24 protein-coding genes and 1 tRNA gene are annotated in these 23,099 nt (G+C 62.6%); 11 read left to right on the plus strand and 14 right to left on the minus strand.

The features are described 5' to 3' along the window. Nucleotides 1-54: 54 nt before the first annotated feature. Nucleotides 55-1,029, minus strand: coding sequence for an SH3 domain-containing protein (locus tag LMG28727_RS15425; RefSeq protein WP_201643194.1), 975 nt, complete (start codon nucleotides 1,027-1,029; stop codon nucleotides 55-57). Nucleotides 1,030-1,365: 336 nt separating this feature from the next. Between LMG28727_RS15425 and LMG28727_RS15430 the strand changes: the two genes are divergently transcribed. Continuing rightward, nucleotides 1,366-1,962: a lysozyme inhibitor LprI family protein gene (locus tag LMG28727_RS15430; protein ID WP_201643195.1), complete on the plus strand. Its 597-nt coding sequence runs from the start codon at nucleotides 1,366-1,368 to the stop codon at nucleotides 1,960-1,962. Nucleotides 1,963-2,211: 249 nt separating this feature from the next. Here LMG28727_RS15430 and LMG28727_RS15435 read toward each other — a convergent pair whose 3' ends face one another. Both LMG28727_RS15435 and LMG28727_RS15440 read right to left on the minus strand, forming a co-directional pair. Continuing rightward, entirely contained in the window at nucleotides 2,212-2,760 is a 549-nt protein-coding gene (locus tag LMG28727_RS15435; RefSeq protein WP_201643196.1) for a nucleoside deaminase, read from the minus strand. A gap of 32 nt (nucleotides 2,761-2,792) precedes the next feature. Continuing rightward, nucleotides 2,793-3,935, minus strand: a complete 1,143-nt coding sequence (locus tag LMG28727_RS15440; protein WP_201643197.1) for a BMP family ABC transporter substrate-binding protein — start codon at nucleotides 3,933-3,935, stop codon at nucleotides 2,793-2,795. Nucleotides 3,936-4,224: 289 nt separating this feature from the next. On the opposite strand from LMG28727_RS15440, the gene LMG28727_RS15445 reads away from it, so the two are divergent. Continuing rightward, nucleotides 4,225-4,974 (plus strand): SDR family oxidoreductase, encoded by a 750-nt coding sequence (locus LMG28727_RS15445; RefSeq protein ID WP_201643198.1) that lies wholly within the window; start codon nucleotides 4,225-4,227, stop codon nucleotides 4,972-4,974. Between the two features lie 91 nt (nucleotides 4,975-5,065). Here LMG28727_RS15445 and LMG28727_RS15450 read toward each other — a convergent pair whose 3' ends face one another. Both LMG28727_RS15450 and LMG28727_RS15455 read right to left on the minus strand, forming a co-directional pair. Further along, nucleotides 5,066-5,374: a helix-turn-helix domain-containing protein gene (locus LMG28727_RS15450; protein ID WP_201643199.1), complete on the minus strand. Its 309-nt coding sequence runs from the start codon at nucleotides 5,372-5,374 to the stop codon at nucleotides 5,066-5,068. A 22-nt stretch (nucleotides 5,375-5,396) separates the two neighbouring features. After that, a complete protein-coding gene (locus tag LMG28727_RS15455) occupies nucleotides 5,397-6,833 on the minus strand; it encodes an aminotransferase-like domain-containing protein (protein WP_201643200.1) in 1,437 nt (478 codons plus the stop codon). Nucleotides 6,834-7,001: 168 nt separating this feature from the next. On the opposite strand from LMG28727_RS15455, the gene LMG28727_RS15460 reads away from it, so the two are divergent. Continuing rightward, nucleotides 7,002-9,317, plus strand: coding sequence for an FdhF/YdeP family oxidoreductase (locus LMG28727_RS15460; protein ID WP_201643201.1), 2,316 nt, complete (start codon nucleotides 7,002-7,004; stop codon nucleotides 9,315-9,317). 57 nt (nucleotides 9,318-9,374) lie between these two features. On the opposite strand, the gene LMG28727_RS15465 is transcribed toward LMG28727_RS15460, so the two are convergent. The 3 genes from LMG28727_RS15465 to LMG28727_RS15475 all read right to left on the minus strand — a co-directional run bounded on the left by LMG28727_RS15465 (nucleotide 9,375) and on the right by LMG28727_RS15475 (nucleotide 10,841). Further along, on the minus strand, nucleotides 9,375-9,878 hold the full coding sequence (locus LMG28727_RS15465) for a M48 metallopeptidase family protein (RefSeq protein ID WP_201643202.1): 504 nt from the start codon (nucleotides 9,876-9,878) through the stop codon (nucleotides 9,375-9,377). A gap of 2 nt (nucleotides 9,879-9,880) precedes the next feature. Further along, nucleotides 9,881-10,531 carry a hypothetical protein gene (locus LMG28727_RS15470; protein WP_201643203.1) on the minus strand — a complete coding sequence of 217 codons (651 nt, stop codon included), beginning with the start codon at nucleotides 10,529-10,531 and terminating at the stop codon, nucleotides 9,881-9,883. A 225-nt stretch (nucleotides 10,532-10,756) separates the two neighbouring features. Beyond that, nucleotides 10,757-10,841 (minus strand) — tRNA-Leu (locus tag LMG28727_RS15475). Between the two features lie 207 nt (nucleotides 10,842-11,048). Here LMG28727_RS15475 and LMG28727_RS15480 point away from each other — a divergent pair. The 6 genes from LMG28727_RS15480 (at nucleotide 11,049) to LMG28727_RS15505 (ending at nucleotide 17,067) form a co-directional block, all read left to right on the plus strand. Then, a complete protein-coding gene (locus LMG28727_RS15480) occupies nucleotides 11,049-12,131 on the plus strand; it encodes a LacI family DNA-binding transcriptional regulator (RefSeq protein WP_201643204.1) in 1,083 nt (360 codons plus the stop codon). A 106-nt stretch (nucleotides 12,132-12,237) separates the two neighbouring features. Next, nucleotides 12,238-13,317, plus strand: coding sequence for an ABC transporter substrate-binding protein (locus LMG28727_RS15485; RefSeq protein WP_201643205.1), 1,080 nt, complete (start codon nucleotides 12,238-12,240; stop codon nucleotides 13,315-13,317). Beyond that, complete coding sequence (locus LMG28727_RS15490; protein WP_201643206.1) at nucleotides 13,314-14,138, plus strand: ABC transporter permease; 825 nt, start codon at nucleotides 13,314-13,316, stop codon at nucleotides 14,136-14,138. The genes LMG28727_RS15485 and LMG28727_RS15490 overlap by 4 nt, the downstream gene beginning before the upstream one ends. Before the next feature lie 77 nt (nucleotides 14,139-14,215). After that, nucleotides 14,216-15,145 (plus strand): ABC transporter permease, encoded by a 930-nt coding sequence (locus LMG28727_RS15495; protein ID WP_201643313.1) that lies wholly within the window; start codon nucleotides 14,216-14,218, stop codon nucleotides 15,143-15,145. Beyond that, entirely contained in the window at nucleotides 15,142-16,194 is a 1,053-nt protein-coding gene (locus tag LMG28727_RS15500) for an ABC transporter ATP-binding protein (RefSeq protein WP_201643207.1), read from the plus strand. Before LMG28727_RS15495 ends, LMG28727_RS15500 begins: the two co-directional genes overlap by 4 nt. Before the next feature lie 45 nt (nucleotides 16,195-16,239). After that, nucleotides 16,240-17,067, plus strand: coding sequence for a phosphodiesterase (locus LMG28727_RS15505; RefSeq protein WP_201643208.1), 828 nt, complete (start codon nucleotides 16,240-16,242; stop codon nucleotides 17,065-17,067). Between the two features lie 17 nt (nucleotides 17,068-17,084). Here the strand turns inward: LMG28727_RS15505 and LMG28727_RS15510 are convergent, their stop codons facing one another. After that, nucleotides 17,085-17,570, minus strand: coding sequence for a DUF2569 family protein (locus tag LMG28727_RS15510; protein ID WP_201643209.1), 486 nt, complete (start codon nucleotides 17,568-17,570; stop codon nucleotides 17,085-17,087). 190 nt (nucleotides 17,571-17,760) lie between these two features. Between LMG28727_RS15510 and LMG28727_RS15515 the strand changes: the two genes are divergently transcribed. Then, on the plus strand, nucleotides 17,761-18,963 hold the full coding sequence (locus LMG28727_RS15515; protein WP_201643210.1) for an MFS transporter: 1,203 nt from the start codon (nucleotides 17,761-17,763) through the stop codon (nucleotides 18,961-18,963). Nucleotides 18,964-19,020: 57 nt separating this feature from the next. Here the strand turns inward: LMG28727_RS15515 and LMG28727_RS15520 are convergent, their stop codons facing one another. The 5 genes from LMG28727_RS15520 to LMG28727_RS15540 form a co-directional block, all read right to left on the minus strand. Beyond that, nucleotides 19,021-19,470, minus strand: coding sequence for a response regulator (locus tag LMG28727_RS15520; protein ID WP_236591923.1), 450 nt, complete (start codon nucleotides 19,468-19,470; stop codon nucleotides 19,021-19,023). Beyond that, the gene (locus tag LMG28727_RS15525) at nucleotides 19,470-20,102 is read right to left on the minus strand and encodes a response regulator (RefSeq protein WP_201643211.1); all 633 of its coding nucleotides are present in this window, start codon (nucleotides 20,100-20,102) and stop codon (nucleotides 19,470-19,472) included. The genes LMG28727_RS15520 and LMG28727_RS15525 overlap by 1 nt, the downstream gene beginning before the upstream one ends. A 172-nt stretch (nucleotides 20,103-20,274) precedes the next feature. Continuing rightward, nucleotides 20,275-20,820 carry a ferritin-like domain-containing protein gene (locus LMG28727_RS15530; RefSeq protein WP_201643212.1) on the minus strand — a complete coding sequence of 182 codons (546 nt, stop codon included), beginning with the start codon at nucleotides 20,818-20,820 and terminating at the stop codon, nucleotides 20,275-20,277. 131 nt (nucleotides 20,821-20,951) lie between these two features. Further along, nucleotides 20,952-21,113 (minus strand): DUF1328 domain-containing protein, encoded by a 162-nt coding sequence (locus LMG28727_RS15535; RefSeq protein ID WP_006052455.1) that lies wholly within the window; start codon nucleotides 21,111-21,113, stop codon nucleotides 20,952-20,954. A gap of 74 nt (nucleotides 21,114-21,187) precedes the next feature. Next, complete coding sequence (locus LMG28727_RS15540; protein ID WP_201643213.1) at nucleotides 21,188-21,364, minus strand: DUF1328 domain-containing protein; 177 nt, start codon at nucleotides 21,362-21,364, stop codon at nucleotides 21,188-21,190. A gap of 230 nt (nucleotides 21,365-21,594) precedes the next feature. On the opposite strand from LMG28727_RS15540, the gene LMG28727_RS15545 reads away from it, so the two are divergent. Further along, on the plus strand, nucleotides 21,595-23,064 hold the full coding sequence (locus LMG28727_RS15545) for a sensor histidine kinase (protein WP_201643214.1): 1,470 nt from the start codon (nucleotides 21,595-21,597) through the stop codon (nucleotides 23,062-23,064). Nucleotides 23,065-23,099: the final 35 nt, after the last annotated feature.

The following is a 23,099-nucleotide window of genomic DNA, read 5'->3' on the forward strand; positions in this document are numbered from 1 at the left end:
GACGGCCTTGTCGGCCGTCCGGGCTCACGGATTCAACTTCCCGACGGGCGGGCGTTAGCCTCCCCCTTGACCTCCCTGAGGATGATTGCCGCCACCGCCTTGCCCCCCACCTCCGGGCGGACGACCGCCACCATGGTCTCCGCCTCCGGGCGGACGACCACCGCCATGGTCCTCGCCTCCCGGTGGGCGACCACCGCCGGCATTCCCTGGCGGCTGACCACCCGGTGGGCGACCACCTGCGTTCCCCGGCGGCTGACCACCCGGTGGGCGACCACCTGCGTTCCCCGGCGGCTGACCACCCGGCGGACGGCCACCTGCGTTCCCCGGCGGCTGACCACCCGGCGGACGGCCCCCCGCATTCCCCGGCGGCTGACCACCCGGCGGACGGCCCCCCGCATTCCCCGGCGGCTGACCACCCGGCGGACGGCCCCCCGCGTTCCCCGGTGGCGGACCACCCGGCGGACGGCCACCTGCATTCCCCGGTGGCGGACCCGGCGGACGCCCCCCGCCATTCCCCGGCGGATGTCCACCGCCATACCCCGGATGCCCACCCGGCGGCGGATGACCACCCGGGTATCCGCCACCCGGCGGCCGCCCCGCGCCAGCTCGCGGCGGCGGGGGCGGCGGATGGTGCGACCAGCGCGACTGCTGGTTATACCAGGGCCGGCCGCGATAATAGTTACCCCAGTAGTCGTTGATCGAAAAGGCGAGGATTGGCAGTCCGAGCATGCCGCCATAGGTCATCAACGGGACGTTGTTGCCTTGATACGGAGAACTGAGCCGCGCCGCATAAACCCAGCCGCGCAGATTCGGGCCAGCGACGTCGCACCACTGATAGTTGTTGAGACAGCCCATGACCGACACCGGCACGCCGGCCGGCAGTTGCTGCACGATCGGGTAATCCGAAGCCGGACCGGCCCGCACATTGACAACGCTGTTGGTATAAGCCTGCGACTGGGCGCTGGCGACAGCGGGCAGCGCGAGCAAACCGGCTGCCACATAAAGACATCGAACCAGGTGTTGTTGCATTCTTTCTCCCGTTTCAAAGGCCGCATTCGATCTGACGGCCTGCGTGCATGCTGACTAGTAGTTCGAAGTAAGTCCGGAGTATGTCGATGACGATTCACACGCCGGTGAATCCAGGGCTTCCGCCCACGCACACACTTCATCGTGCTCCGGTTGCACGCTGCATGCCTGAAAGCGTCGGTCAATGTTTCCCCTGGTGTCGTGGTCTGCTGCGCCGCCCCCCGTGCGCGGCAAGATCTGGTAACAACCTGCCCGAAGTCAGGTGTTTTTCGGGCGTCTGCGCGGCGCCAATACGGCGATCATCCATGGCATTGAAACCCTTGCACTACCGGGACCGCCATGAAAGTCTTTCGTCCACTCCTGATCGCCGGTTTGATGCTTACGCATCTGGCCGCCCATGCCACCAGCTTCGATTGCAATCGAGGACATTCGCTCACCGAAAAAATGATCTGCAACGACCCCGCGCTCTCGAAACTCGACGACACATTGGGGCAACTTTACTGGAAAGCACGTCGCCGAGTCATCAACCGTCGTGCCTTTCTCAACGATAGCGATAGCAAGTGGGCGTGGCGCGAGGAGAACTGCCGCGATGCGGCGTGCCTGGGGACGTGGTACGCGACACGAATCGACGAATTGCAACGCTTGATTGAAACGATGCAGACGGGTGAGCCAGAGGCGCAGCCGGTTACGCCGTCTGCTTCCGTGGCGTTGGCCACTCAGCGCAAACCGTCACTGGCAATAGCCCATCCGATTGAAACAGCGCTGCTTCAATGCACGGCTGCGAACCCAGGATTGATCGTCAATGATCAGTGCTCTACGGTGCTCAGAGCGGGTGGGAATCAATGGAAATATCAGCCGCGTGATGGCGACTGGTTTTGCGGTGTCGCCACGTTGGGACAGCCGTCGACGCAAGCTCAGGTGGAAGCGTCGCAGTGACGTGAAAGGCGGTCGCGCGACGTCGATATGACGGTGGCGCGGCAACGCATGGCGCGCATGTCTCGCCACGCGATGGGTGCGAGTGCGAGTGCGAGTGCGAGTGCGAGTGCGTCTGCGTCTGCGTCTGCGTCTGCGTCAAGACGCCGTTACGGTCTGGATCGCCGACGCTGCCGTCATACCCGTCGCATTGCGTGGAAGCATCAGGAGGAGAGCGGCCGCGTCTCCAAAGCGCGGCCGCACAAAACCACTTTATCGGCTAGTCCAGAACCGCCGCTGAACCTCCATGACCTCGGACTCCACTTCCGCGACCGGGCCGATCACCTCGACCGTCTTCTGGCAATGATCGAACACGTACCGGCAATCCACGCTCATCGTCGGATTCTCCGAATGATCGCCGGTGGCTTCCAGCAAACGCTTCTCGGTCATCCCGAACACGACTCGCCCGATGTTCGCCCAATACATCGTGCCGGCGCACATGCAGCAAGGCTCGACCGACGTGTACAGCGTGCAACTCCACAAGTACTCCGGCGTGAAGTTCAGCGCCGCCACGCGAGCCAGCACCGATTCGGCGTGATTGACCGTATCGACGTTACCCTGCTCCATCAGCACGGTTTCCTGGTCGGGCCCAACCAGCACCGCGCCAAACGGATGATGACCGAGCAAGGTCGCCCGCTCGGCCACCCGGCTCGAATGGCGTAAATGCCGGACGATCTGGGCGGGCGTCGGCGTCAATCCTTGCGGCGGGTAGGCCGGCGCCGCGCTGGCGTCGGCGGCGTCGTTCGAAACGGTCAGACTCACGGGCGATCTCCTTTAATGACGCGGTGACGCGCTTACTTCGGCAGCGAGCCATCCACGCCTTGCACAAACCAGTTCAGGCGCGACAGGTCAGCATCGCTCAACGACTTGCCGGCCGCAACCTTCACCGCGCCCGACTGATCGGAGATCGGACCGGCAAACGGATCGAACTTGCCGGCGATGATGTCATCGCGCTTCTGGCTCAGCGCCTTCTGCGCCGCAGGCGAAACCGCCTGCGTGTTGATGTCGGCGAGATCGATTGCATTCTCCTTCAGCCCCCACCACACCGGCGTGTTGTTCCACGAATTCGCCATAACCTGCTGCACCAGATGCGTGTAATACACCCCCCAGTTACTCACGCACGCACCCAGTTGCGCATTCGGGCCGAACTTCTTCATGTCGGAATCCCAGCCGAATGCGTGCACCTTCTTCTGCTCGGCGGTCTGCATCGTCGCGGTCGAATCGGTGTTCTGGATCAGCACGTCCGCGCCCTGGCCAATCAGCGTTTCAGCGGCCTGCTTTTCACGGCCCGGATCGAACCAGCTGTTGATCCACACCACCTTCACGTGCACGTTCGGATTGACCGAGCGCGCGCCCATCGTGAATGCGTTGATGTTGCGCACCACTTCCGGCACCGGCACGGAGCCGACAAAGCCCAGCGTGTTCGATTTGGTCGTATAGCCGGCAACCAGGCCGGCGAGATAGGCGCTTTGATAGGTGCGCACATCATAAGTGGCGAAGTTCGGCGCTTTCTTGTAGCCGGTGGCGTGTTCGAACACGGTGTCCGGGAAATCCTTCGCGACCTTCAGTTCGAAGTCCTGGAAGCCGAAACTCGATCCCACCACGATCTTGTTGCCTTTGGCGGCCAGATCGCGGAACACGCGCTCCGAATCTGCCGATTCCGGCACGTTCTCGACGCGTGTGACCTTGATCCTGTCGCCGAACTTCGCCTCGACTTCCTTGACGCCCTGCTCGTGCGCATAGGTCCAACCGGCGTCGCCCGGATTGCCGAGGTACACGAAGGCGATGCCGACCGGCTGCGTGGTCGCCGCCGCTGCCGCCGTGGCGCTGAACGCGAGAGACGCGCCAACGCTTGCGCCAAGCGCAGCGGCGAGCACGGTACGGACGGTTTTGATGCGCAATGAACGATTCAATGCACGCGCCAGCTTTGTTTTCATGGACTCTCCGAAGTGGGTTGAAGAAGCCTGCACGGGGTTCGCGGAACACCCGGAGCAAGCCTCCAGCATGGGGGCCATATTCGAAGACCAATTTCAGCGGAAAAAATGTTATTCGTTATCCCACCCATAACGAATCGCGTATTTTGGTATGTCGCAGACGGCTTACGGGAGGGCCAGCAAACATGTTCGATAACTTCGAACATGTACATCGGAAAAGTGGTACGGCAAGCGTGCCGGCGAAGCGCACTATCGCAATCACCAACCCGCAACACTCTTTCGGAGAAACAAAATGACTCGCTTCCAAGGGAAATCGGTTCTCGTCACCGGCGGCAGCAGCGGTATCGGCTTTGCAGCAGCCAAAGCGTTCGCCAGCGAAGGTGCACGCGTCGTCATCACCGGACGCGATGCGGATGCGCTCGACACCGCACGGGCCGCACTCGGCGCTGATGCGATCGCCGTGCGCAACGACGCCGGTTCGGTCGCGGCGGCCCGCGAACTGGCAGCGGCGATCGGCGCGGCCGGCATCCGCCTCGACGCGGTGTTCGTCAATGCAGGCACCGCAAAATTCGCGGCGTTCGCCGATGTGGATGAAGCCTTCTGGGACGCGACCTTCAACACCAACGTCAAGGGCGCGTACTTCCAGATTCAGGCGCTGCTGCCGCTGCTGAACAAGGGCGCGTCGATCGTGATCAATGGCTCGATCAACGCGCATATCGGCATGCCGTCGTCGTCGGTGTATGCGGCGAGCAAGGCCGCGGTGATTTCGCTGGCGAAGACGCTGTCGGCGGAATTGCTGCCGCGAGGCGTGCGGGTCAACGTGGTTAGCCCAGGTCCGGTTCAGACGCCGTTGTATGGCAAGCTCGGGCTCGACGCTGCGCAACTCGAAGCCACCGCTGCGCAGATTCTTCAGCAAGTGCCGGTCGGCCGCTTCGGCACGCCGGACGAAATTGCGTCGACCGTGCTGCATCTGTCGGCGCCGGAATCGGCGTTTATCGTCGGCACGGAGATCATCGCGGACGGCGGCATGAGCCAGCTTTGACGCCGGTTTGGGCGACGCCAGCCTGAGGCCGGCAACGCCTGGCAGTCCGCGGATGCGGCACGGCGACGGGGCCTTGCCGTGCCGCCGCGGGTCAGTGAAGACTCGGCGGCGGCTGGGTCTCGCCGCCGCCCTCGGCCTCATCGCTGCCGAACAGTTCCGCGCACAGTTCCTCGCCAATCTCGCTCAAGCGCGCGGACCCGGTGCCTTCCTCGTTGAACGAGGTTTCCACGAAGCCATTGTCGACCAGCGCCGTCAACTGCCGCCGCAGGCCGCTCATCGGCACGCCTGCCTGCTTCGACAGCTTCGCGAGCGACCACGTGCCGCCCGGCGTCTGCTGATGCGCACGCCAGAGCTGCGCCAGGATGGCAACCAGAACCGGGTCGATGTCATCGTCTTCCATAGGTGCGTCTCCTCGTGTTGCGTCACGCCATCTGCGTGACCAGCTCGCCCAGGGTCTTCAGCGCCGCCTCGCTTTGCGCCGTCCACGGGTAGCTGTAGTTAAGCCGAATAAAATGACGGTAATCGTTTCGCGCCGAAAACATCATCCCCGGCCCAACCGTGATGCTGCGCGCGAGCGCCGCCTGATAAAGCTGCATCGAATCGATGCGCCGCGGCAACTCCACCCATAAAACATAACCACCCTGCGGGGCCGACATCCGCGTGCCGACCGGAAAGAACCGCTGCACCAGCGCCATCATGATGTTGGCCTGCTGCCGATACACCTTGCGCACATGCCGCAAGTGACGATCGTAACCATCCTGCCGCAAATAATCAGCGACCGCGACCTGCGGCACCGAAGGCGTAGTCAGCGTATTCAGGAACTTCAGCTTCTCGACCTGCGCGCGGTAGCGTCCCGGCATCGCCCAGCCGATCCGGTACGACGCGGTCAGGCTTTTCGAAAACGACGCACAGTGCAGCACCAGACCCTGAGTGTCGAAGTTCTTCAGCGTCGACGGCCGGGTCTCGCCGTAATACAACTCCTGATACACATCGTTCTCAATCGCCGGAATCTCATGGGCCGCGAGCAGTTCGACCAGTTGACGCTTGCGCTCGTCGGGCATCTGGAAACCGAGCGGATTCTGGAAGTTCGGCATCACCATGCAGGCGGCGATCTTCTGCTTCGCGATTACCTGGGCGAGCGCGTCGATATCGATACCGTGGACCGGATGCGTCGTCACTTCGATCGCGCGCATGCCGAGGCGCTCGATCGCGTGCAGCATCGCGTAATAGGTCGGCGACTCGACCGCCACCGTATCGCCAGGCTTGGCGACCGCCTGCAGGCTGAGGTTGATCGCCTCCGTGGCGCCGAGCGTGATGATGATTTCATCGGGATCGACCGGCACGCCGTTCTCGGCATAGCGCCGTGCAATCTGCCGGATCAACTCCGGGTTGCCCGGCGGCAAATCGTCGATCAGGTTCCAGCTTGCGTGGCGTCGCGCAATCGCATTCGCGTACTGGTTGATGCGCCGCCACGGGAACAGCGACGGATCGGGATACGGCGAGCCGAACGGCACGGCGTCGTGCGCGCGAATGCTGCGCAGCGTGGACAGCACCAGCCGGCTCACGTCCACGGTAGCCGCCACTGGCGGCGCCTCGCGCGCCCGCTTACCGCCAGCGGCCGGCGAGGCATCGGGCGCGAGCGCCTTCGCCGCCGCGTCGCGCACGAAATAGCCGGATTGCGGACGGCTTTCGACAATCCCCCGGCTTTCCAGCAACGCGTACGCGTGCAGCACCGTCTTGATGCTGACGCCGTACTGCTGGCTTGCCTGGCGCACCGAAGGAATCCGCTCGCCCGACGCGAACACGCCGCGGCGCACGGCTTCGGTCATCTCGTCGGCGAGTTTTTCGTACAGTTTCAAGGACCTGGCTCGGGCAGCGCGTGGTTTGGAGTGCCAGTGTATGCCCAAATCGAACAACTGTACCCCTCCGTTTTCCAGTTTTCTGTATGCAGCGCAACAATTGGAACACAGTAGGCTGGCAGGTATTGGCTATCAAGCCTCGTCCAGACCGTCTCCGGCGGCATCATCATGAAGAAACCTGACGCTCGTATCGAACCGTACACACACCCTGCTGCGGGCTGGGGGGCGCTGAAGTACGTCGCCATCAACCTGATCAAGGAAAAGGTCACGGGCGGCAACTACCGCACGCTGCTCAAGCAGAACCAGCCGAACGGCTTCGACTGCCCCGGCTGCGCGTGGCCGGACCGCGAGCATGCGTCGACCTTCGAGTTCTGCGAGAACGGCGTCAAGGCCGTCGCCGCCGAAGCGACCAGCAAGCGCGTGACCCCCGCGTTCTTCGAGCAGCACACGGTCGAACAACTGATGGCGCAGTCGGACTTCGAGCTGGAACAGCACGGCCGCCTGACCGACCCGCTGGTCTATGACGCGTTGCGTGACCGCTATGTGCCGATCGGCTGGGACGAAGCATTCGATCTGATTGCACGCCATCTGAAACAACTGGACGACCCCGACCGCGCCGCGTTCTACACGTCCGGCCGCGCCAGCAACGAAGCCGCGTTCCTGTACCAGTTGTTCGTGCGCATGTACGGCACCAACAACTTCCCCGACTGCTCGAACATGTGCCATGAAGCCACCAGCCGCGGCTTGCCGGGCACGGTCGGCATCGGCAAGGGCACGGTGACGCTCGACGACTTCGAACACGCCGATACGCTGCTGATCTTCGGGCAGAATCCCGCCACCAATCATCCGCGGATGCTGGGTGAATTGCGCGAATGCGCGAAGCGTGGCGCGACTATCGTGTCGATCAATCCGCTGAAAGAGCGCGGCCTCGAGCGCTTTGCGAGCCCGCAGCATCCGGTCGAAATGCTGACGATGGGCAGCACGAAAATCAGCTCCGTGTTTATCCGCCCGAAGATCGGCGGCGATTTCGCGTTGATCAAAGGCGTCGCCAAACGCGTGATCGAGCTCGATGACGAAGCGCTCGCCTCCGGGCTCGAGCGCGTGCTCGACGTCGGCTTCATCGCCGAACACACGGTCGGCTTCGACGCGTTCGCCGACGACCTGCGCGCCGAGAACTGGGACACCATCGTCGCCGAAGCCGGTGTGCCGTTCGACGAGGTGCTGAAGCTCGCCGACATCTACGTGAAAGGCCGCGCCGTGATTTCGACGTGGGGCATGGGCATCACCCAGCACAAGAATTCGGTGGCCACCGTGCAACTGCTGTCGAACCTGATGATGATGCGCGGCAATATCGGCCGCCGTGGCGCCGGTCTGTGCCCGGTGCGCGGACACTCGAACGTGCAGGGCGACCGCACCGTCGGTATCGAGGAAAAGCCGACCCAGGCGTTTCTCGACCGCCTCGGCCAGGCCTACGATTTCGAGCCGCCGCGCGAACACGGATTCGACGTGGTCGAAACGATTCACGCGATGCTCGAAGGCAAGGTGAAGGTGTTCATCGGTCTGGGCGGCAATTTTTCGATTGCGACGCCTGACACGCCGCGCACGTGGGAAGCCATGCGGTCATGCGATCTGACCGTGCATATCACGACCAAGCTGAACCGCAGCCACCTGATTCATGGCCGCGACGCGCTGATCCTGCCGACCCTCGGCCGCACCGAAATCGATTTGCAGAACGGCGTCGCGCAAGGCGTGACCGTCGAGGATTCGATGAGCATGGTGCATATCTCGTACGGGATGAACAAGCCGGCGTCGGAGAACCTGTTGTCGGAAATCGCTATCGTCGCGCGCATGGCGCACGCGACGCTCGGCAGCGCAAAAGTGGACTGGCTCGCTCAGGCTGCGGATTATTCGCTGATTCGCGACGGCATCGAAAAAGTACTCGACGGCTTCCAGAACTACAACGAACGGTTGAAAAATCCTGGCGGTTTTCATCTCGGCGTCGCGTCGCGCGATCGGGTCTGGAAAACGCCGACCGGCAAAGCGCAATTCATGGTTCACGCGATTGCTGTCGACACGCCGATTCATCAGGCGCGCAAGGAACATGGCGAGCGGCTGATGACGCTGATGACCACGCGCTCACACGATCAGTACAACACGACGATTTATGGGCTCGACGACCGTTATCGCGGCGTCTACGGTCAACGCCGGGTGCTGTTCGCGAATAAGGACGATCTGGCCATGCTGGGTTTTGCCGCCGGACAGTGGGTGGATATCACCAGCGTATGGGCCGACGGTGTCGAGCGTCGCGCCGATGGTTTTCTGCTGGTCGAATACGACATTCCGCGCGGTTGTCTGGGGGCTTATTATCCGGAAACGAATCCGCTGGTGCCGCTCTCTTCGGTCGCCGACGGCGCGGGCACGCCGACGTCCAAATCGATTCCGGTGTTGTTGAAAGCGTCGGCGGTTCAGGCGATGGCGGCCTGACATATAGCGGTTTTTTCGGTCATGCGCGTCGCATCGCAAACCTGACGCGCATGACGTTCAACCCTGACTCTTCGTCAAATCGCGATGCGTCAGATAAAGACGCAGATCGAATTCAATCTGATGGTAGCCCGGCTGCATGAACTCGCAGAGCCGGTAGAAAGCCTTGTTGTGATCGCTTTCCTTCAGATGCGCGAGTTCGTGCACCACGATCATCTTCAGAAACTCCGGCGCCGCGCCTTTGAATAGCGACGCAATGCGGATTTCCTTCTTCGCCTTCAGCTTGCCGCCCTGTACGCGGGAAATACTCGTGTGCAGCCCTAGCGCATGGCGAACTACGTCGAGCTTGCTGTCGTATGTGACCTTGTCGATCTGCTCCGCGCTGCGAAGGTGTTCGCGCTTCAACTCCGCGCAATACGTGTACAGCGCACGATCCGTTTGCACGTCATGCGTGCGCGGATATTTCGAAGACAGGTAAGAACCCAGTTGCTCGTCGGCGATGAGTTTCCTCACCTTCTCCTGCAAAGGCGCCGGATAGCCGGTCAGGTATTTCAGGTGCGACATGATTAAACGAGGCAATCTTCCCAATACCGCAGCGGATCGCGGTGGTCGGGAAATTTCTTGTCGAGCCAGTCGGAAACGAGCTTCCACTGCGGATGATTCGGGCCGCTGCGGGTGTCCCAGAACGAGTCCTTGAGCACCGCATTTTTACTCGCGCGATCGCGGACGACGATCCGGCAGTGATCGTCCGAATCGTGAAATTCGGCCTTCAGATAGTAGCGCGGCAGGATCTGCAACGCGGCGCCTTCAACGAGCCGCCCTTCCGCCCGCACCACGCCGCCGCGCTCGATGCGCAGCACGCCGTCCACCGACTTGTCCGCGCGCCAGCCGACCGGCAGTCTCACCACGCACTCGTTGCTGCCGATCTTGATCCAGTCCATGCGCCAGATGCGGGCCAATGCGTCGCGCATGGCTGCGGCATCTTCATAGCCTGGCGGCAGTTCGATTTCCGGCGGCAGCTTGACGAGTTCGTCGTCGAATGGGGAATGGCTGGTCGACCCTTTGAACGGATCGTCACCGAACGGGTTCGACGGACGGCTGGCCGACGTGCTGGTTCGGTTGCCCCTGCTACCCGTGCTGCCCGTCGTCGCGCCGGGTGGATCCCCGAACAGGCTTTCAGCGGCAAGGCGTGCGCGCTTCGATTTTTCGGTGGGCATGAGTTCTCCGTGGGATGGGTTTGCGACAGGCAGATAAGGGATTTATACACTGATCCGGGCGGCCCGACGCCGGCCGTTTGCAGCCCGTTTGCAGCCCGGGACTGGCGTGGCGCGCGAGCCGATCCGCCAATAAAAAACCCGCTCAGACGCGTCTGATGCGGGTTTTCGCTGTGGTTCCGACGCCATGCAACGCCATGCACCGCCATCCAGTAGGCAACGGGAACCTGGTGCCGGGGACCGGACTTGAACCGGCAAGCCGTAAGGCGGCGGATTTTAAGTCCGCTATGTTTACCAATTTCATCACCCCGGCAGGGGTCGCAATTGCGCGTGGTCGCGAATTCTACCACTGCCCGGCGGACGCACCAAACTGGTGTGGCCCACCGCCAGTTCCTCTCCTTCCTGCCGTTTCTCACGACACAAACAAGACCCGCCCAGGAGTCATCTGGAAGTCACAGAGCTTCCCGATAATCCGCTCACGAAAACGTTTACAACGACTTTCACAGCCGGAGCGGAAACCATGATCCCGACGATCAAAGATGTCGCCGCCCATGCGGGCTTTTCCATCGCCACGGTGTCGCGCGCGATCAACGCCCCGCACACCGTGAACCCTGTCACGCTCGACAAGGTGCGCCAGTCCATCGACGCGCTGAATTTCCGCCCCAGCCCGCTCGGCCGGCAGTTGCGCGGCGAGCGCACGCGTCTGATCGGCGTGATCCTGCCGACGCTGGCCAACCCGGTGTTCGCGGAATGCCTGCAGGGCATCGACGAACTCGCGTCCGCGCAAGGCTACCGGCTGATGCTGATGACCACCCAGTACGACGCGGAGCGCGAGCGCCATGCCATCGAGACGCTGCGCGAACAACGCGTCGAAGGTCTGATCCTGACCGTTGCCGATGCCGACACGCATCCGCTACTCGACGATCTCGATCGCGCCGGTCTGCTCTACGTGCTGATGCACAACGACACGGTGCGTCGTCCGTCGGTCTCCGTGGACAACCGGCTCGCCGCCTACGACGGGGTACGTCAGTTGATCGCCCATGGCCATCGCCGCATTCTGATGCTCGCCGGCACGCTGGCCGCGTCGGACCGCGCCCGCCAGCGGCATCTGGGCTATACGCAGGCCATGCAGCAAGCCGGCCTCACGCCCGCGCCGGCGCTCGAAGTCGATTTCAACGCGGCGGAACTGTCGCCCGCGGTACTCGCGCATCTGACCAGCGGCCCGAATCGCCCTACCGCCCTTTTCTGCAGCAACGACCTGCTAGCGATGGTCGTGATGCGCGGCCTGCGTCGCGCGCGTCTGCAGATTCCGCACGACATGTCGATTCTCGGCTTCGACGGTCTCGCCATGGGCGAGCTTCTGTCGCCGCCACTCGCGAGCATCTGCGCGCCGAATCGCGAGATTGGCTGCGCGGCATGGCGGCGTCTGCTGGCGCGCGTCAGCGGCAATTACGAGGCGCTCGGTGAAACCTCGCTCGCCCTGACGCTGCCGCACAGCGTGCGCGAGGGCGCCACCATCGCGGCGATGTCGAATCGCGGTGAAACGTCGGTATCGCCGACCCACGTCAGCGCCGCGGAGCCGTACGCGCGCAATGTGGCGTGACTCGCGCCGGCCACGCTGGCCGCGAATGGAAGTCCCGCGTGCAATCGGCCATCAGGTGACCCCACCCTTCGAACCACCCGCTCTCTTCCTCTTCAGGAGACCTGCAGTGATCCGCTCCTCTTCACGCTTCGATTCGTCATCCCGACCGTTATGGCAACGGCTCGTCCGCGCCACCCGCGCGGCGCTATCGGCAGGCATACTCGTGACGGCCGCGCTAACGGTCATCACACCGCAAGCAGCACACGCCGACGAAACCGCGATCTGCTACAACTGCCCGCCCGAGTGGGCCGACTGGGCGAGCCAGATCAAGGCCATTCAGCAGAAGACCGGCATTCGCGTGCCGTTCGACAACAAGAACTCCGGGCAGTCGATTGCGCAACTGATGGCCGAGCAGAAGAGCCCGGTCGCGGACGTGGTGTACCTCGGTGTGTCGTCGGCGTTCCAGGCGAAAGACAAGGGTGTGATCCAGCCGTACAAGCCCGCTCATTGGGACGACATTCCCGCGAACATGAAGGACCCGCAAGGCTACTGGTTCACGATCCACTCGGGCACGCTGGGTTTTTTCGTCAACAAGGATGCGCTCGAAGGCAAGCCGGTGCCGCGTTCATGGGCGGATCTGCTGAAGCCTGAATACAAAGGCATGATCGGTTATCTGGATCCGTCCAGCGCGTTTGTCGGCTATGCGGGCGCGGTCGCCGTGAATCAGGCGCTGGGCGGCACGCTCGATAACTTCGCGCCGGGCCTCGACTGGTTTCGCAAGCTGAAGGCCAATGCACCGATCGTGCCGAAACAGACTGCGTACGCGCGCGTGATGTCCGGTGAAATTCCGATTTTGCTCGATTACGACTTCGACGCCTATCGCGCGAAATACAACGATCACGCAAATGTGGAATTCGTGATTCCGCAGGAAGGCACGATCTCGGTGCCGTACGTGATGAGCCTCGTGAAGGGCGCGCCGCATGAAGCGAACGGCAAGAAGGTACTCGACTTCGTGCTGTCCGACGCAGGTCAGAAACTGTGGGCCGAAGCGTACTTGCGTCCCGTGCGGGCGAATGCGATGAGCGCCGCCACCGCCGCGAAATTCCTGCCAGCCAGCGACTATGCACGCGCGAAACCGGTCGACTTCGGCAAGATGGCCGAGAAGCAGTCGAGCTTCGGCGAGCGTTATCTACAGGTGATGCATTGAACGACATCACGTTCCCACTGCGCTGGCGCATTGCGTTGATCGCACCGGCGCTAGTGGTTTTCATCGCGTTCTGGCTGCTGCCGATGGGCGCGCTCGCGCAGATCAGCGGCGCTGGCCACGGCTTTGCCACCTATCGCGCGCTGCTGACGAATCCCCGCTACATGTCGAGTCTTGGCGCGACGGTCGTGTTGTCCGCGGCGGTCACGGCGACGACCTTAGTGCTCTCGGTCATCGCCGGCTTGCTGCTTGCACGCCGCGAGTTCCCGCTCAAGCGCACGCTGCTCGCGTTGCTGACCTTTCCACTCGCGTTTCCCGGTGTCGTGGTCGGCTTCATGGTGATCATGCTGGCGGGACGGCAGGGGTTGATCGGCGCGTTGTCGCTGAAACTCACCGGGGATCGTTGGGTGTTCGCGTATTCGATGAGCGGGCTCTTTCTCGGCTATCTGTACTTCTCGATTCCTCGCGTGATCGTCACCGTGATGGCGTCGGCAACCAAACTCGATGCGTCGCTCGAAGAAGCCGCGCGTTCGCTCGGCGCATCGCCGTGGCGTATCACGCGCGACATCGTGTTGCCCGCGCTTTCGCCCGGTCTGATCGCGGCGGGCGCGGTGTGCTTCGCGACGGCGATGGGCGCATTCGGCACCGCATTCACGCTCGCCACCGACATCGACGTGCTGCCGATGACCATCTACACCGAGTTCACCCTCAACGCGAATATGGCAACCGCTGCGGGTTTGTCGATCGTGCTCGGCATCGTCACGTGGGCCGTCCTCGCATTCGCGCGCAGTGTGAGCGGTTCGGCGGTGGCGGCCAGTGCATGAGCGATGCTTCACGAACCGGCGGCCGGCGGTCTGGCAATCCGGCACCCGGCCTGTCCACACCGGATGACAGCAACACGATGAATTCCATTCCCACCTCCTTGCATGAAACGATGAAACCGCGCACCCGTTCCCGCCTGCCCGATACGCGGGCATGGCTCGCTGCCGGTCAATGGCTGGTCACGTTGCTGCTGTGCGCATTCCTGATCGTGCCGGTCATCATGTCGATCATGGCCGGGCTGACCGTCAACTACTTCAAGGGCGTGTCCAGCGGACTGACACTGCGCTGGCTCGTCGAAGTGTGGACGCAGTATCACGATTCGGTGTTTCTGTCGCTCGACGTCGCGGCGGCGACGCTGTTGATCACGCTGCTCACCGGCGTGCCCGCGGGTTATGTGCTCGCGCGCAGCAAGACGCGCGTGTCGCGCATCATCGAAGAATTTCTGGTGCTGCCGATCGCGCTGCCGGGTCTGGCGTCGGCGCTCGCGCTGCTGGTGGTGTACGGCGGCTTCACGAGGTTCCGGATGAGCCTGTGGTTCATCGTCGTCGGCCATGTTGTGTTCACGTTGCCGTTCATGGTGCGTGCGGTCGCCGCGGTTTGCGCAAGCAGCGATCTGCGTACGCTCGAAGAAGGCGCGGCGAGTCTCGGCGCGAGTTTCTTCCAGCGCTTCGTGACGATCGTGCTGCCGAATGCCAGGCCGGGGATCGTCGCCGGAGCGTTGGCGGTGGTGACGCTTTCCATCGGCGAATTCAATCTCACGTGGATGCTGCATACGCCCGACACGAAGACATTGCCAGTCGGTCTCGCCGACACGTACGCATCGTTGCGCATTGAAATCGGCAGTGCGTACACGATCCTGTTCTTCATCATGACGATGCCCCTGCTCGTCGCCATGCAGTGGCTTGGCGTCGATGCAACCGGCCAGCGGAGCGCCACGAAAAAGCGTGCGGCCGCCGCGGCTGCTTCGTCGAAGCAAAAGCCCTCTTCGAATTCCATCGACACGCCATGAAACCCGCCTCTGTTCCCATCACGCTGACGCAATGCGCGAAGACGTTTCGCGGCACCCGGGTGCTCGAACCGCTCGATCTGAAGATCGATGCAGGTGAAACGCTGGTCCTGCTCGGGCCGTCCGGCTGCGGCAAGACCACGACGCTGCGCATGATCGCCGGACTCGAAACACCCGACGCAGGCGGCCGCATCGCCTTCGGTGACGACGATGTCACCGCGTTGCCGATCGAAAAGCGTCAGGTCGGCATGGTGTTTCAAAGCTACGCGCTGTTTCCGAATCTGACGGTACGCGGCAACATCGGTTATGGATTGAAGATCAAACGCGTGCCGGCTGACACCGCCCGTCAACGTGTCGACGAATTGCTCGACATGATGCGTCTGACCGCCCATGCCGACAAACCGGTCGATCAACTCTCCGGTGGTCAACGTCAACGGGTCGCGTTGGCGCGCGCGCTTGCCGTGCAGCCGCGCGTGTTGCTGCTCGATGAACCCCTCACAGCCCTCGACGCACGTTTGCGCGACACGTTACGCAGCGAAATGAATGCGCTGTTGCGCGAGTTGGGCATTACGACGGTGTACGTCACGCACGATCAGGCCGAGGCGATGGAACTGGGTGACCGCATCGTCGTGATGAGCGCGGGTCGTATCGAACAGATCGGTTCGCCGCGCGACATCTATTACCGTCCCGCCAACCGGAGCGTCGCGCAGTTCGTCGGCACGATCAACCGGCTCGCGGGCGACCTGCACGACGGCCTGCTGAAAACCACTGGTGGCGCCGTGCCGCTGCCCTCGCGCGGTGCCGACGCGCACGCTCAATCGTCACACGAAATTTTCTTCCGGCCCGAAGATGCATGGCTCGCCGATCCGGCTAGCGCGCAATTGCGCGGCTGGGTTGAAAGCACGGCGTTTCTCGGTGAGCGCACCCGCCTGACGATTGGCGGCGCCGCACCCGACGCGTTGCTGATCGACGTGGCGGGCCGTGTCGAACTGGCGCGCGGCACACTGGTTGGCATTTCAATCGTGCAGGACGGGCTGATTGCGCTATTGTAAAAACGCTGCGCTGCGTTTTAGCGCGCAATAAAAAGGATTCTCTCCATGCTGCTGGCTCAAATTAGCGACCTGCATATCAAGCGGCCGGGCGCGCTCGCGTATCGCCGCGTCGACACCGCTCCGTATCTCGCGCGTTGTGTCGCTGCGCTCAACGCGCTCGAACCGCGCCCCGACGCGGTGATCATCACCGGGGATCTCGTCGATCAGGGCGATCCCGAGCAATACGAGCATCTCAAAGCGCTGCTCGCACCGCTCGAGATTCCGTACTTTTTGCTAGTGGGCAATCACGATGAACGCCACGCGTTGCGCGCGGCTTTTCCCAATCGCGCGGAATTGCGCAGCGGCGGTGAGTTCGTGCAATACGCGGTCGATGTCGGCGCGCTACGCGTGATCGCGCTCGATTCGATGGTGCCGGGCCAAAGCGCCGGCACGCTGTGCGACACGCGGCTCGCATGGCTCGCGTCCCAACTCGATGCGGCTCGAGGCAAGCCGACGGTCGTCGCTTTGCATCACCCGCCGTTTGCATGCGGCATCGGACACATGGACGAATTGCGGCTCGACCCCGCCGCTGCCGACCGACTCGCCGCGTTGATCGCCCGATATCCGAATGTGGAACGCGTGATCTGCGGACACGTGCATCGGCCGATGTTCGTCCGCTTTGGCGGCACCATCGCGTCTGCGGTGCCGTCGCCCGCGCACCAGGTGGGGCTCGATCTGCGCGACGATGCGCCGTCGGCATTCGTGATGGAACCGCCTGCTTATGCGCTGCATCGCTACGATCCGGTAACCGGCATCGTCACGCATCACGCGTATGTGGACGCAGCAGATGGTCCTTACCCGTTCTACGAACCCGAGGGCAATCTGATCGACTGAAGCGCGGGTGTGCCTGATCACGCGTTCACAAACGTCTGATGCACGCGCCGGGACCAGCGGAAATACGGTATCCCGAGCGCGGCGGCAAGCGCGGCCTGAACGAGATTGTCGAGCGGTATAGAAATCCCGATGCCGATAACGCCGGCCATATAACCACCGAGCCAATACGCGCCGGCACGCATTGCCAGGATCGTCAGGAGCCATGCCTGCACCTGCGCGATAAAGCACGCCGCCTTGCGCGACGCGAGCAGCGATAGCCAGCCTGCGCCCGTCACAATGAACCCGCTGATCATGACGTCGAGCCCCACCAGCGTCATCACCGTGCGATACCAGCCATGGGTGTCGGGACGCACGAACACCGTCAGCAACTCCCATTCGAGCATCAGCTTCAGCGGCTCGCGTACCGTGAACGCGGTGAACACGGCCCATGCGGCCACGCAGAGCAACGCAAACAGCAAGCCGCCGGCTATCGGCGGTGATTCGCCTTGAGGAGTCGATTTCATGAAGTCGGTCGCGTGATCGGTGCTGTTGGGGGCGCCGATTCTACGAACTAACGCCGAATCTATATCTCAATTTGATAATGACGTGCCCTTTCTCACCGGCGTGGCCACCGTCAGCAGGAACCGCCCCGCTCCGGTATGATCGGCACGCTTGAGACCGCGCATGGGCCGGTCCACCGATCCTCCCTTTCTCATGGCCACTCCCGACGCTTCCACACCCGCTTCCGCCGACCGGTCGTTGCGCGGCCTGCTGTTTCTGCTTGCCACCATCGCCGGTGTGTCGGTCGCAAACATTTATTACAACCAGCCGCTGCTGGATAACTTCCGCTCGTCGTTTCCCAGCAGCGCGTCGTGGGTCGGCGCGGTGCCGGCCGTCACCCAGCTTGGCTACGCGGCCGGCATGCTGCTGCTCGCTCCGCTGGGCGACCGCTTCGACCGGCGGCGTCTGATCCTGCTGCAGATCGTCGGCATGTGCATCGCGCTGATCGTCGCGGCCTCCGCGCCGACGCTGGTGGTGCTGATCGTGGCCAGTCTCGCGATCGGCGTGCTTGCCACCATCGCGCAACAGGCCGTGCCGTTCGCCGCCGAACTCGCGCCGCCGTCCGAACGGGGTCATGCGGTCGGCATGGTGATGAGCGGTTTGCTGCTGGGCATTTTGCTGGCACGGACCGCGTCGGGCGTGATCGCTGAATATTTTGGCTGGCGCGCGGTGTTCGGCGCGTCGGTGATTGCGTTGCTGGTGCTGGCCGTCGTCATCATCCTGCGTCTGCCGAAAAGCCAGCCGACCTCGACGCTGCCCTACGGCAAGCTGATGGTGTCGATGTGGCATCTGATTGTCGAACATCGCGCGCTGCGTGAAGCGTCGCTGACCGGCGCGGCAATGTTCGCCGCATTCAGCATTTTCTGGTCGGTGCTCGCGTTGTTGCTGGCAGGCGCCCCGTTTCATCTCGGCCCGCAAGCCGCCGGGTTGTTCGGCATTGTCGGTGCAGCGGGCGCGATGGCCGCGCCGCTCGCCGGCAAGTTTTCCGACAAGCGCGGGCCGCGCGCGATCATCACGCTGTCGATCGCGCTAGTGGCCGTTTCGTTTGTCGTGTTCGGCGTGTCGGCGAAAAGTATCGCGGGCCTGGTGGTCGGCGTGATCATTCTCGATATCGGCGTGCAGGCTGCGCAGATTTCCAATCAGTCACGCATTTACGCACTCAAGCCCGACGCCCGCAGCCGCGTGAATACGGTGTACATGGTCGCGTATTTCATCGGCGGTGCGCTGGGTTCGGGAGTCGGCGCGGTAGTGTGGCCGATGTTCGGATGGCTGGGTGTGAGTGCAGCGGGTGTGGTGTTCGCGGGATTGGCCGCGTGGAATCATCTGCGGCTTCCGGCGCGTGTTGCCGCGCAGTAGAGCGCCGGGCACAACGAGAACAATGAGAACGACACTCAGACGCTGCCCGCGCAGCGCTCAGCGTGCGCTTCGCGCTGACGCATACTCGTGCAGCGCGTCGAGCACCCGGTCGAATTCGAACGATTTATCGTAAAAGTGGCGCACGCCATACTGTTCGCAGCGTTCGCGATACGCGGGCAACGCATGATTGGTCAGCACCGCGGCAAACACCGAATCGATCAGCCCTTCCCGCTGCAGATAAGCGAGCACCGGCACGCCAGACCCTTCCTTCAGTTGCAGATCGACGATCACGGCGTCGAACGCTTCGTCGTTCAACAGCGCAATGGCCTGCTCGGCGGAATCCGCGTAGGCGGCCACCCGCAGCAAGCCGGAAGAATCGATCGCCTCCACCAGGCTGCGGCGGATCAGCGGCGAATCCTCGATCAGCAGCACGCGCAACGGCGCATGGCTGGCTCGCTCGTCAACGGTGCTCGATTCGCTGTTCATCAGGATTTCTCGATCGTTCATTATTCGATCAAGCCGTTCTTGATCGCGTAATAAGTCAGATCGGCATTGTTCGCCAACCGCATCTTTTCAAGTACGCGAGCCCGGTAAGTACTCACCGTCTTCACGGACAAATGCAACTCCTCCGCAATGTCGGTGGGAATCTGGCCGGCCGCGAGCTTGCAGAAAATCTGGAACTCGCGTTCGGATAGCGCTTCATGCGGACGTCCCGCTGCAGGTTTGTCGAGATTGTCGGCGAGCGTGTCGGCCACCGCCTCGGACAGATACCGATGACCGCGCGCCACTGCGCGAATTGCCCGCACGATTTCATCCGGCTCGCAATCCTTGTTCAGATAGCCGTTCGCGCCCGCGCGCAACAGGTTGATTGCATACTGACTCTCCGGATAACCCGACAGAATCAGCACCCCTTGTTCGGGACGCACCTGCTTGATCACACGCAACGTGTCGATACCGTTCTTGTCTGGCATCGCGATATCGAGCAACACCACGTCGAACGCCTGCTCGCGCACGAGGCTGATGGTTTCGTCGCCGGTTGCGGCTTCAGCGGCGACGCACATATCCGCTTCGTCGGCGACGAACTGTTTGAACCCGCCTCGGACGATCGCATGGTCGTCAGCTATCAACACTCGAATCATCGGTTTGGTGTCCGTGCAATGGATTCAGGATAGGAATTGCTCCCGCGCAGACATTGTAATGACCTCCGGCCTGGAGTTAGCCGGAAAGCCCGGAACCGGACGACGCATGCCAGGGTAGGCGAATCAATTTCAACACCCGCCCGCACTGGCCGCGCCGTCCGGACTATCGTCGTCACTCGCGGCCTTCGAGCAGATCCGCCATGTCGTCGGCATGCTCTTCTTCGACCGCGAGAATTTCTTCGAACAGACGACGCGTCGTCACATCCTTCTCGCCGATATAGCGAATGATCTCGCGGTAGGTGTCGATGGCGATACGTTCGGCGATCAGGTTTTCCTTGATCATGTCCGTCAGATTCTCGCCTTCCTGATACTCGGAATGCGAGCGGGCCACCAGACTGTCCGGCGCGAAATCCGGCTCGCCGCCGAGTTGCACGATGCGTTCGGCGATGCTGTCGGCGTGACCCTGTTCCTCGTTCGCGTGTTCGAGGAACTCCGCTGCCACTGCCTCGGAATTGATGCCCTTCGCCATGAAGTGATGCCGTTTATAGCGCAACACGCAGACGATTTCCGTCGCCAGCGAGTCGTTGAGCAACTTCAGTACCGTGTCGCGATCCGCGCCGTAGCTCTGCGTCACTGGACCGTCCGACATATGCTTGCGGGCGTCTTCGCGAATCTTTTTAAGGTCCATCACGAACGGATCTTTGGTCTGAGTCGACATTGAACTTCTCCTTTAACCGGTATGGGGGGAATTGCGCATCCCGCACGAATCGCGCCTGATGCGCCGGTAGAGGGAATCACGGCGTTTGCGTTCGCGCACCTGCGCTCGCGCCAGCGCCTACGTTCGCGCCGCTATGTTCTGAAAACACCCAGCAGCAACGTGACCACGAATACGACGAGGAAAATGTAGAACAGGATCTTCGCAATTTCTGCCGCCCCCGCCGCAATCCCGGTAAAACCGAACACCGCGGCAATGATGGCAATCACGAAAAAGACAATGGCGTAATGAAGCATGGCGACTCTCCTTGCTGTTGTGATCTATCTGAGGGGACGCGCATCGGCGCGGCGCGCAAGCTGCCGGGCCTGCGCTAATCGACGATTTTCTTCGTCACCACGAACCCCAGCACGAGGAATACCACGCACAGAATGACGAACACGATGAACAGGAATTTCGCAATCGCCGCTGCGCCGGCCGCCACGCCAGTAAAGCCCAGAAGGCCAGCAATCACCGCCACGATGGCGAAGAACAATGCCCACTTCAACATGATGGCTTCCTCCGAAACGATGTTTTAGCAATCAGGCCCATCGTATCGATCGTCGCCACGGCGCGCATTCCGGCGCAGGCCGGTTTTCGTGTGAGAATCCGCTTACATTGGATTACGGCAACGTTACGCCGGGTCATCACGCAGCAGCGCATTCGCGCGTGCCTCGAGGTGGCGCTGAACTGCAATGAAGCCGTGGACGTTACACTGGTGCCCCATCTCAGGAGCCGAATGTGCCGAATGTTCAGAACGTGTCGACCACGCAGCGTCCGGGGGCCGCGGCGCGTCTGAGCGACTGGATGCGCAATCGCAGCTGGGCGATCGCGATGACGGTGGCCATCGTCATTACCGTGGGCGGCCTGGTAATTCTCGAAACCGCGCGCGAACGGATCGCCGCCGAGTACGAAACCGCGCTCGAAGCGCGCGACGTCACCGTGCAACTGAGCACGCTCGCGAGTCTGTTATCGCGGCTGAGCGCACAGCAAAATCATTTTCTTCTGACAAAGGACGACGCCTCGGCCCAGGACTTCTGCGCGAGCGCTATGCAGATTCGCCACAGCACGCAGCAGTTAAATCAGTTCTACCGCAGCCGCAACGCGGACAGTGCCGAACTCGCGAGCTTCACGCAGATTCTCGCGCTGATCGAAGGACGCATTGGCGCGGGCGCTGTCGCGCTGCAACGCGCGGCGCCGCATCCGCTCGATCTCGGCGCATGCGGCAGCACGAGCGAGGTGAATGCCGCCGATGCAGCGTTGATCGACAGCACCCTCACGCTGCTGCGCGATAACGAGGAGCGCCGCGCGCAACATGCGCTGGCTGCGAGCCGCGCCGATCAGCGCATTTCCACCCTCTGCGCAGCGGGACTATCCGCGCTGAACATCGTGTTGTTCATTCTGCTGTTCCGCAATCTCGGGATTCAGATCGACCGGCAGGCACGCGTGCAACGTCAGTTGATCACGCAGCAGGAAGAACTCGACCAGCTCGTCAACGAACGCACACGTCAGCTCGAAGCGCTCGGCTGGCATTTGCAGGCAGTCAGCGAAAACGAGAAGACGCAGCTCGCACGCGAACTGCACGACGAACTCGGCGCAATTCTCACTGCCAGCAAGATGGACGTGGCGTGGGCCAATCGCAAACTGAAGGACAGCGAGCCCGACATCTCCGACAAACTGAAACGCGCGCTCGCCAATCTCGACCAGGGTATTGCGCTGAAGCGGCGCATCATCGAAGACATGCGGCCGACGGTGCTGGCCAATTTCGGCCTGGTTACCGCGCTGCGCACGCTCGCCGACGAAGCCGCGCAACGCAACAACTGGACGCTCGACCTGCATCTTCCCGCCGACGACATCCAGCTCGACGAACAGACCGAGATCGCGCTATTTCGCGTCGCGCAGGAATCGTTGACGAATGCGGCCAAGTACGCGCGGGCGTCGAAGGTATCGATCGCGTTGCAGGTCGGCGACGGCCAGGTGGCGCTGCATATCGCCGATAACGGCGTCGGCATCATGCCCGCCGATCTGAAACGCACGCACACGCATGGCTTGCTCGGCATGCGTCAGCGGGTCGCCGCTCATGGCGGACAGTTCGATATCCGGCGCGGCGTGCCGAACGGCACCGACATCGACGTGATGATGCCGAGTGTCAGCACAGCGACGCCGTCGGTCGACCTGCCGCCCTCGACGCCATCCCGAACGCCCGTGTAGCAAGCGCTGGCGGCTGATCGGCCGCAGCCGGGAAA

Source organism: Paraburkholderia metrosideri (genome assembly GCF_904848625.1).
GTDB lineage: Bacteria > Pseudomonadota > Gammaproteobacteria > Burkholderiales > Burkholderiaceae > Paraburkholderia > Paraburkholderia metrosideri.

What these genes read in the sequence shown, in the direction of transcription:
- LMG28727_RS15425 (WP_201643194.1), bottom strand. Translation starts at nt 1,029, where the DNA reads ATGCAACAACACCTGGTTCGATGTCTTTATGTGGCAGCCGGTTTGCTC.
- LMG28727_RS15430 (WP_201643195.1), top strand. Translation starts at nt 1,366, where the DNA reads ATGAAAGTCTTTCGTCCACTCCTGATCGCCGGTTTGATGCTTACGCAT.
- LMG28727_RS15440 (WP_201643197.1), bottom strand. Translation starts at nt 3,935, where the DNA reads ATGAAAACAAAGCTGGCGCGTGCATTGAATCGTTCATTGCGCATCAAA.
- LMG28727_RS15445 (WP_201643198.1), top strand. Translation starts at nt 4,225, where the DNA reads ATGACTCGCTTCCAAGGGAAATCGGTTCTCGTCACCGGCGGCAGCAGC.
- LMG28727_RS15450 (WP_201643199.1), bottom strand. Translation starts at nt 5,374, where the DNA reads ATGGAAGACGATGACATCGACCCGGTTCTGGTTGCCATCCTGGCGCAG.
- LMG28727_RS15460 (WP_201643201.1), top strand. Translation starts at nt 7,002, where the DNA reads ATGAAGAAACCTGACGCTCGTATCGAACCGTACACACACCCTGCTGCG.
- LMG28727_RS15465 (WP_201643202.1), bottom strand. Translation starts at nt 9,878, where the DNA reads ATGTCGCACCTGAAATACCTGACCGGCTATCCGGCGCCTTTGCAGGAG.
- LMG28727_RS15470 (WP_201643203.1), bottom strand. Translation starts at nt 10,531, where the DNA reads ATGCCCACCGAAAAATCGAAGCGCGCACGCCTTGCCGCTGAAAGCCTG.
- LMG28727_RS15480 (WP_201643204.1), top strand. Translation starts at nt 11,049, where the DNA reads ATGATCCCGACGATCAAAGATGTCGCCGCCCATGCGGGCTTTTCCATC.
- LMG28727_RS15495 (WP_201643313.1), top strand. Translation starts at nt 14,216, where the DNA reads ATGAATTCCATTCCCACCTCCTTGCATGAAACGATGAAACCGCGCACC.
- LMG28727_RS15500 (WP_201643207.1), top strand. Translation starts at nt 15,142, where the DNA reads ATGAAACCCGCCTCTGTTCCCATCACGCTGACGCAATGCGCGAAGACG.
- LMG28727_RS15505 (WP_201643208.1), top strand. Translation starts at nt 16,240, where the DNA reads ATGCTGCTGGCTCAAATTAGCGACCTGCATATCAAGCGGCCGGGCGCG.
- LMG28727_RS15510 (WP_201643209.1), bottom strand. Translation starts at nt 17,570, where the DNA reads ATGAAATCGACTCCTCAAGGCGAATCACCGCCGATAGCCGGCGGCTTG.
- LMG28727_RS15515 (WP_201643210.1), top strand. Translation starts at nt 17,761, where the DNA reads ATGGCCACTCCCGACGCTTCCACACCCGCTTCCGCCGACCGGTCGTTG.
- LMG28727_RS15520 (WP_236591923.1), bottom strand. Translation starts at nt 19,470, where the DNA reads ATGAACGATCGAGAAATCCTGATGAACAGCGAATCGAGCACCGTTGAC.
- LMG28727_RS15525 (WP_201643211.1), bottom strand. Translation starts at nt 20,102, where the DNA reads ATGATTCGAGTGTTGATAGCTGACGACCATGCGATCGTCCGAGGCGGG.
- LMG28727_RS15530 (WP_201643212.1), bottom strand. Translation starts at nt 20,820, where the DNA reads ATGTCGACTCAGACCAAAGATCCGTTCGTGATGGACCTTAAAAAGATT.
- LMG28727_RS15535 (WP_006052455.1), bottom strand. Translation starts at nt 21,113, where the DNA reads ATGCTTCATTACGCCATTGTCTTTTTCGTGATTGCCATCATTGCCGCG.
- LMG28727_RS15540 (WP_201643213.1), bottom strand. Translation starts at nt 21,364, where the DNA reads ATGTTGAAGTGGGCATTGTTCTTCGCCATCGTGGCGGTGATTGCTGGC.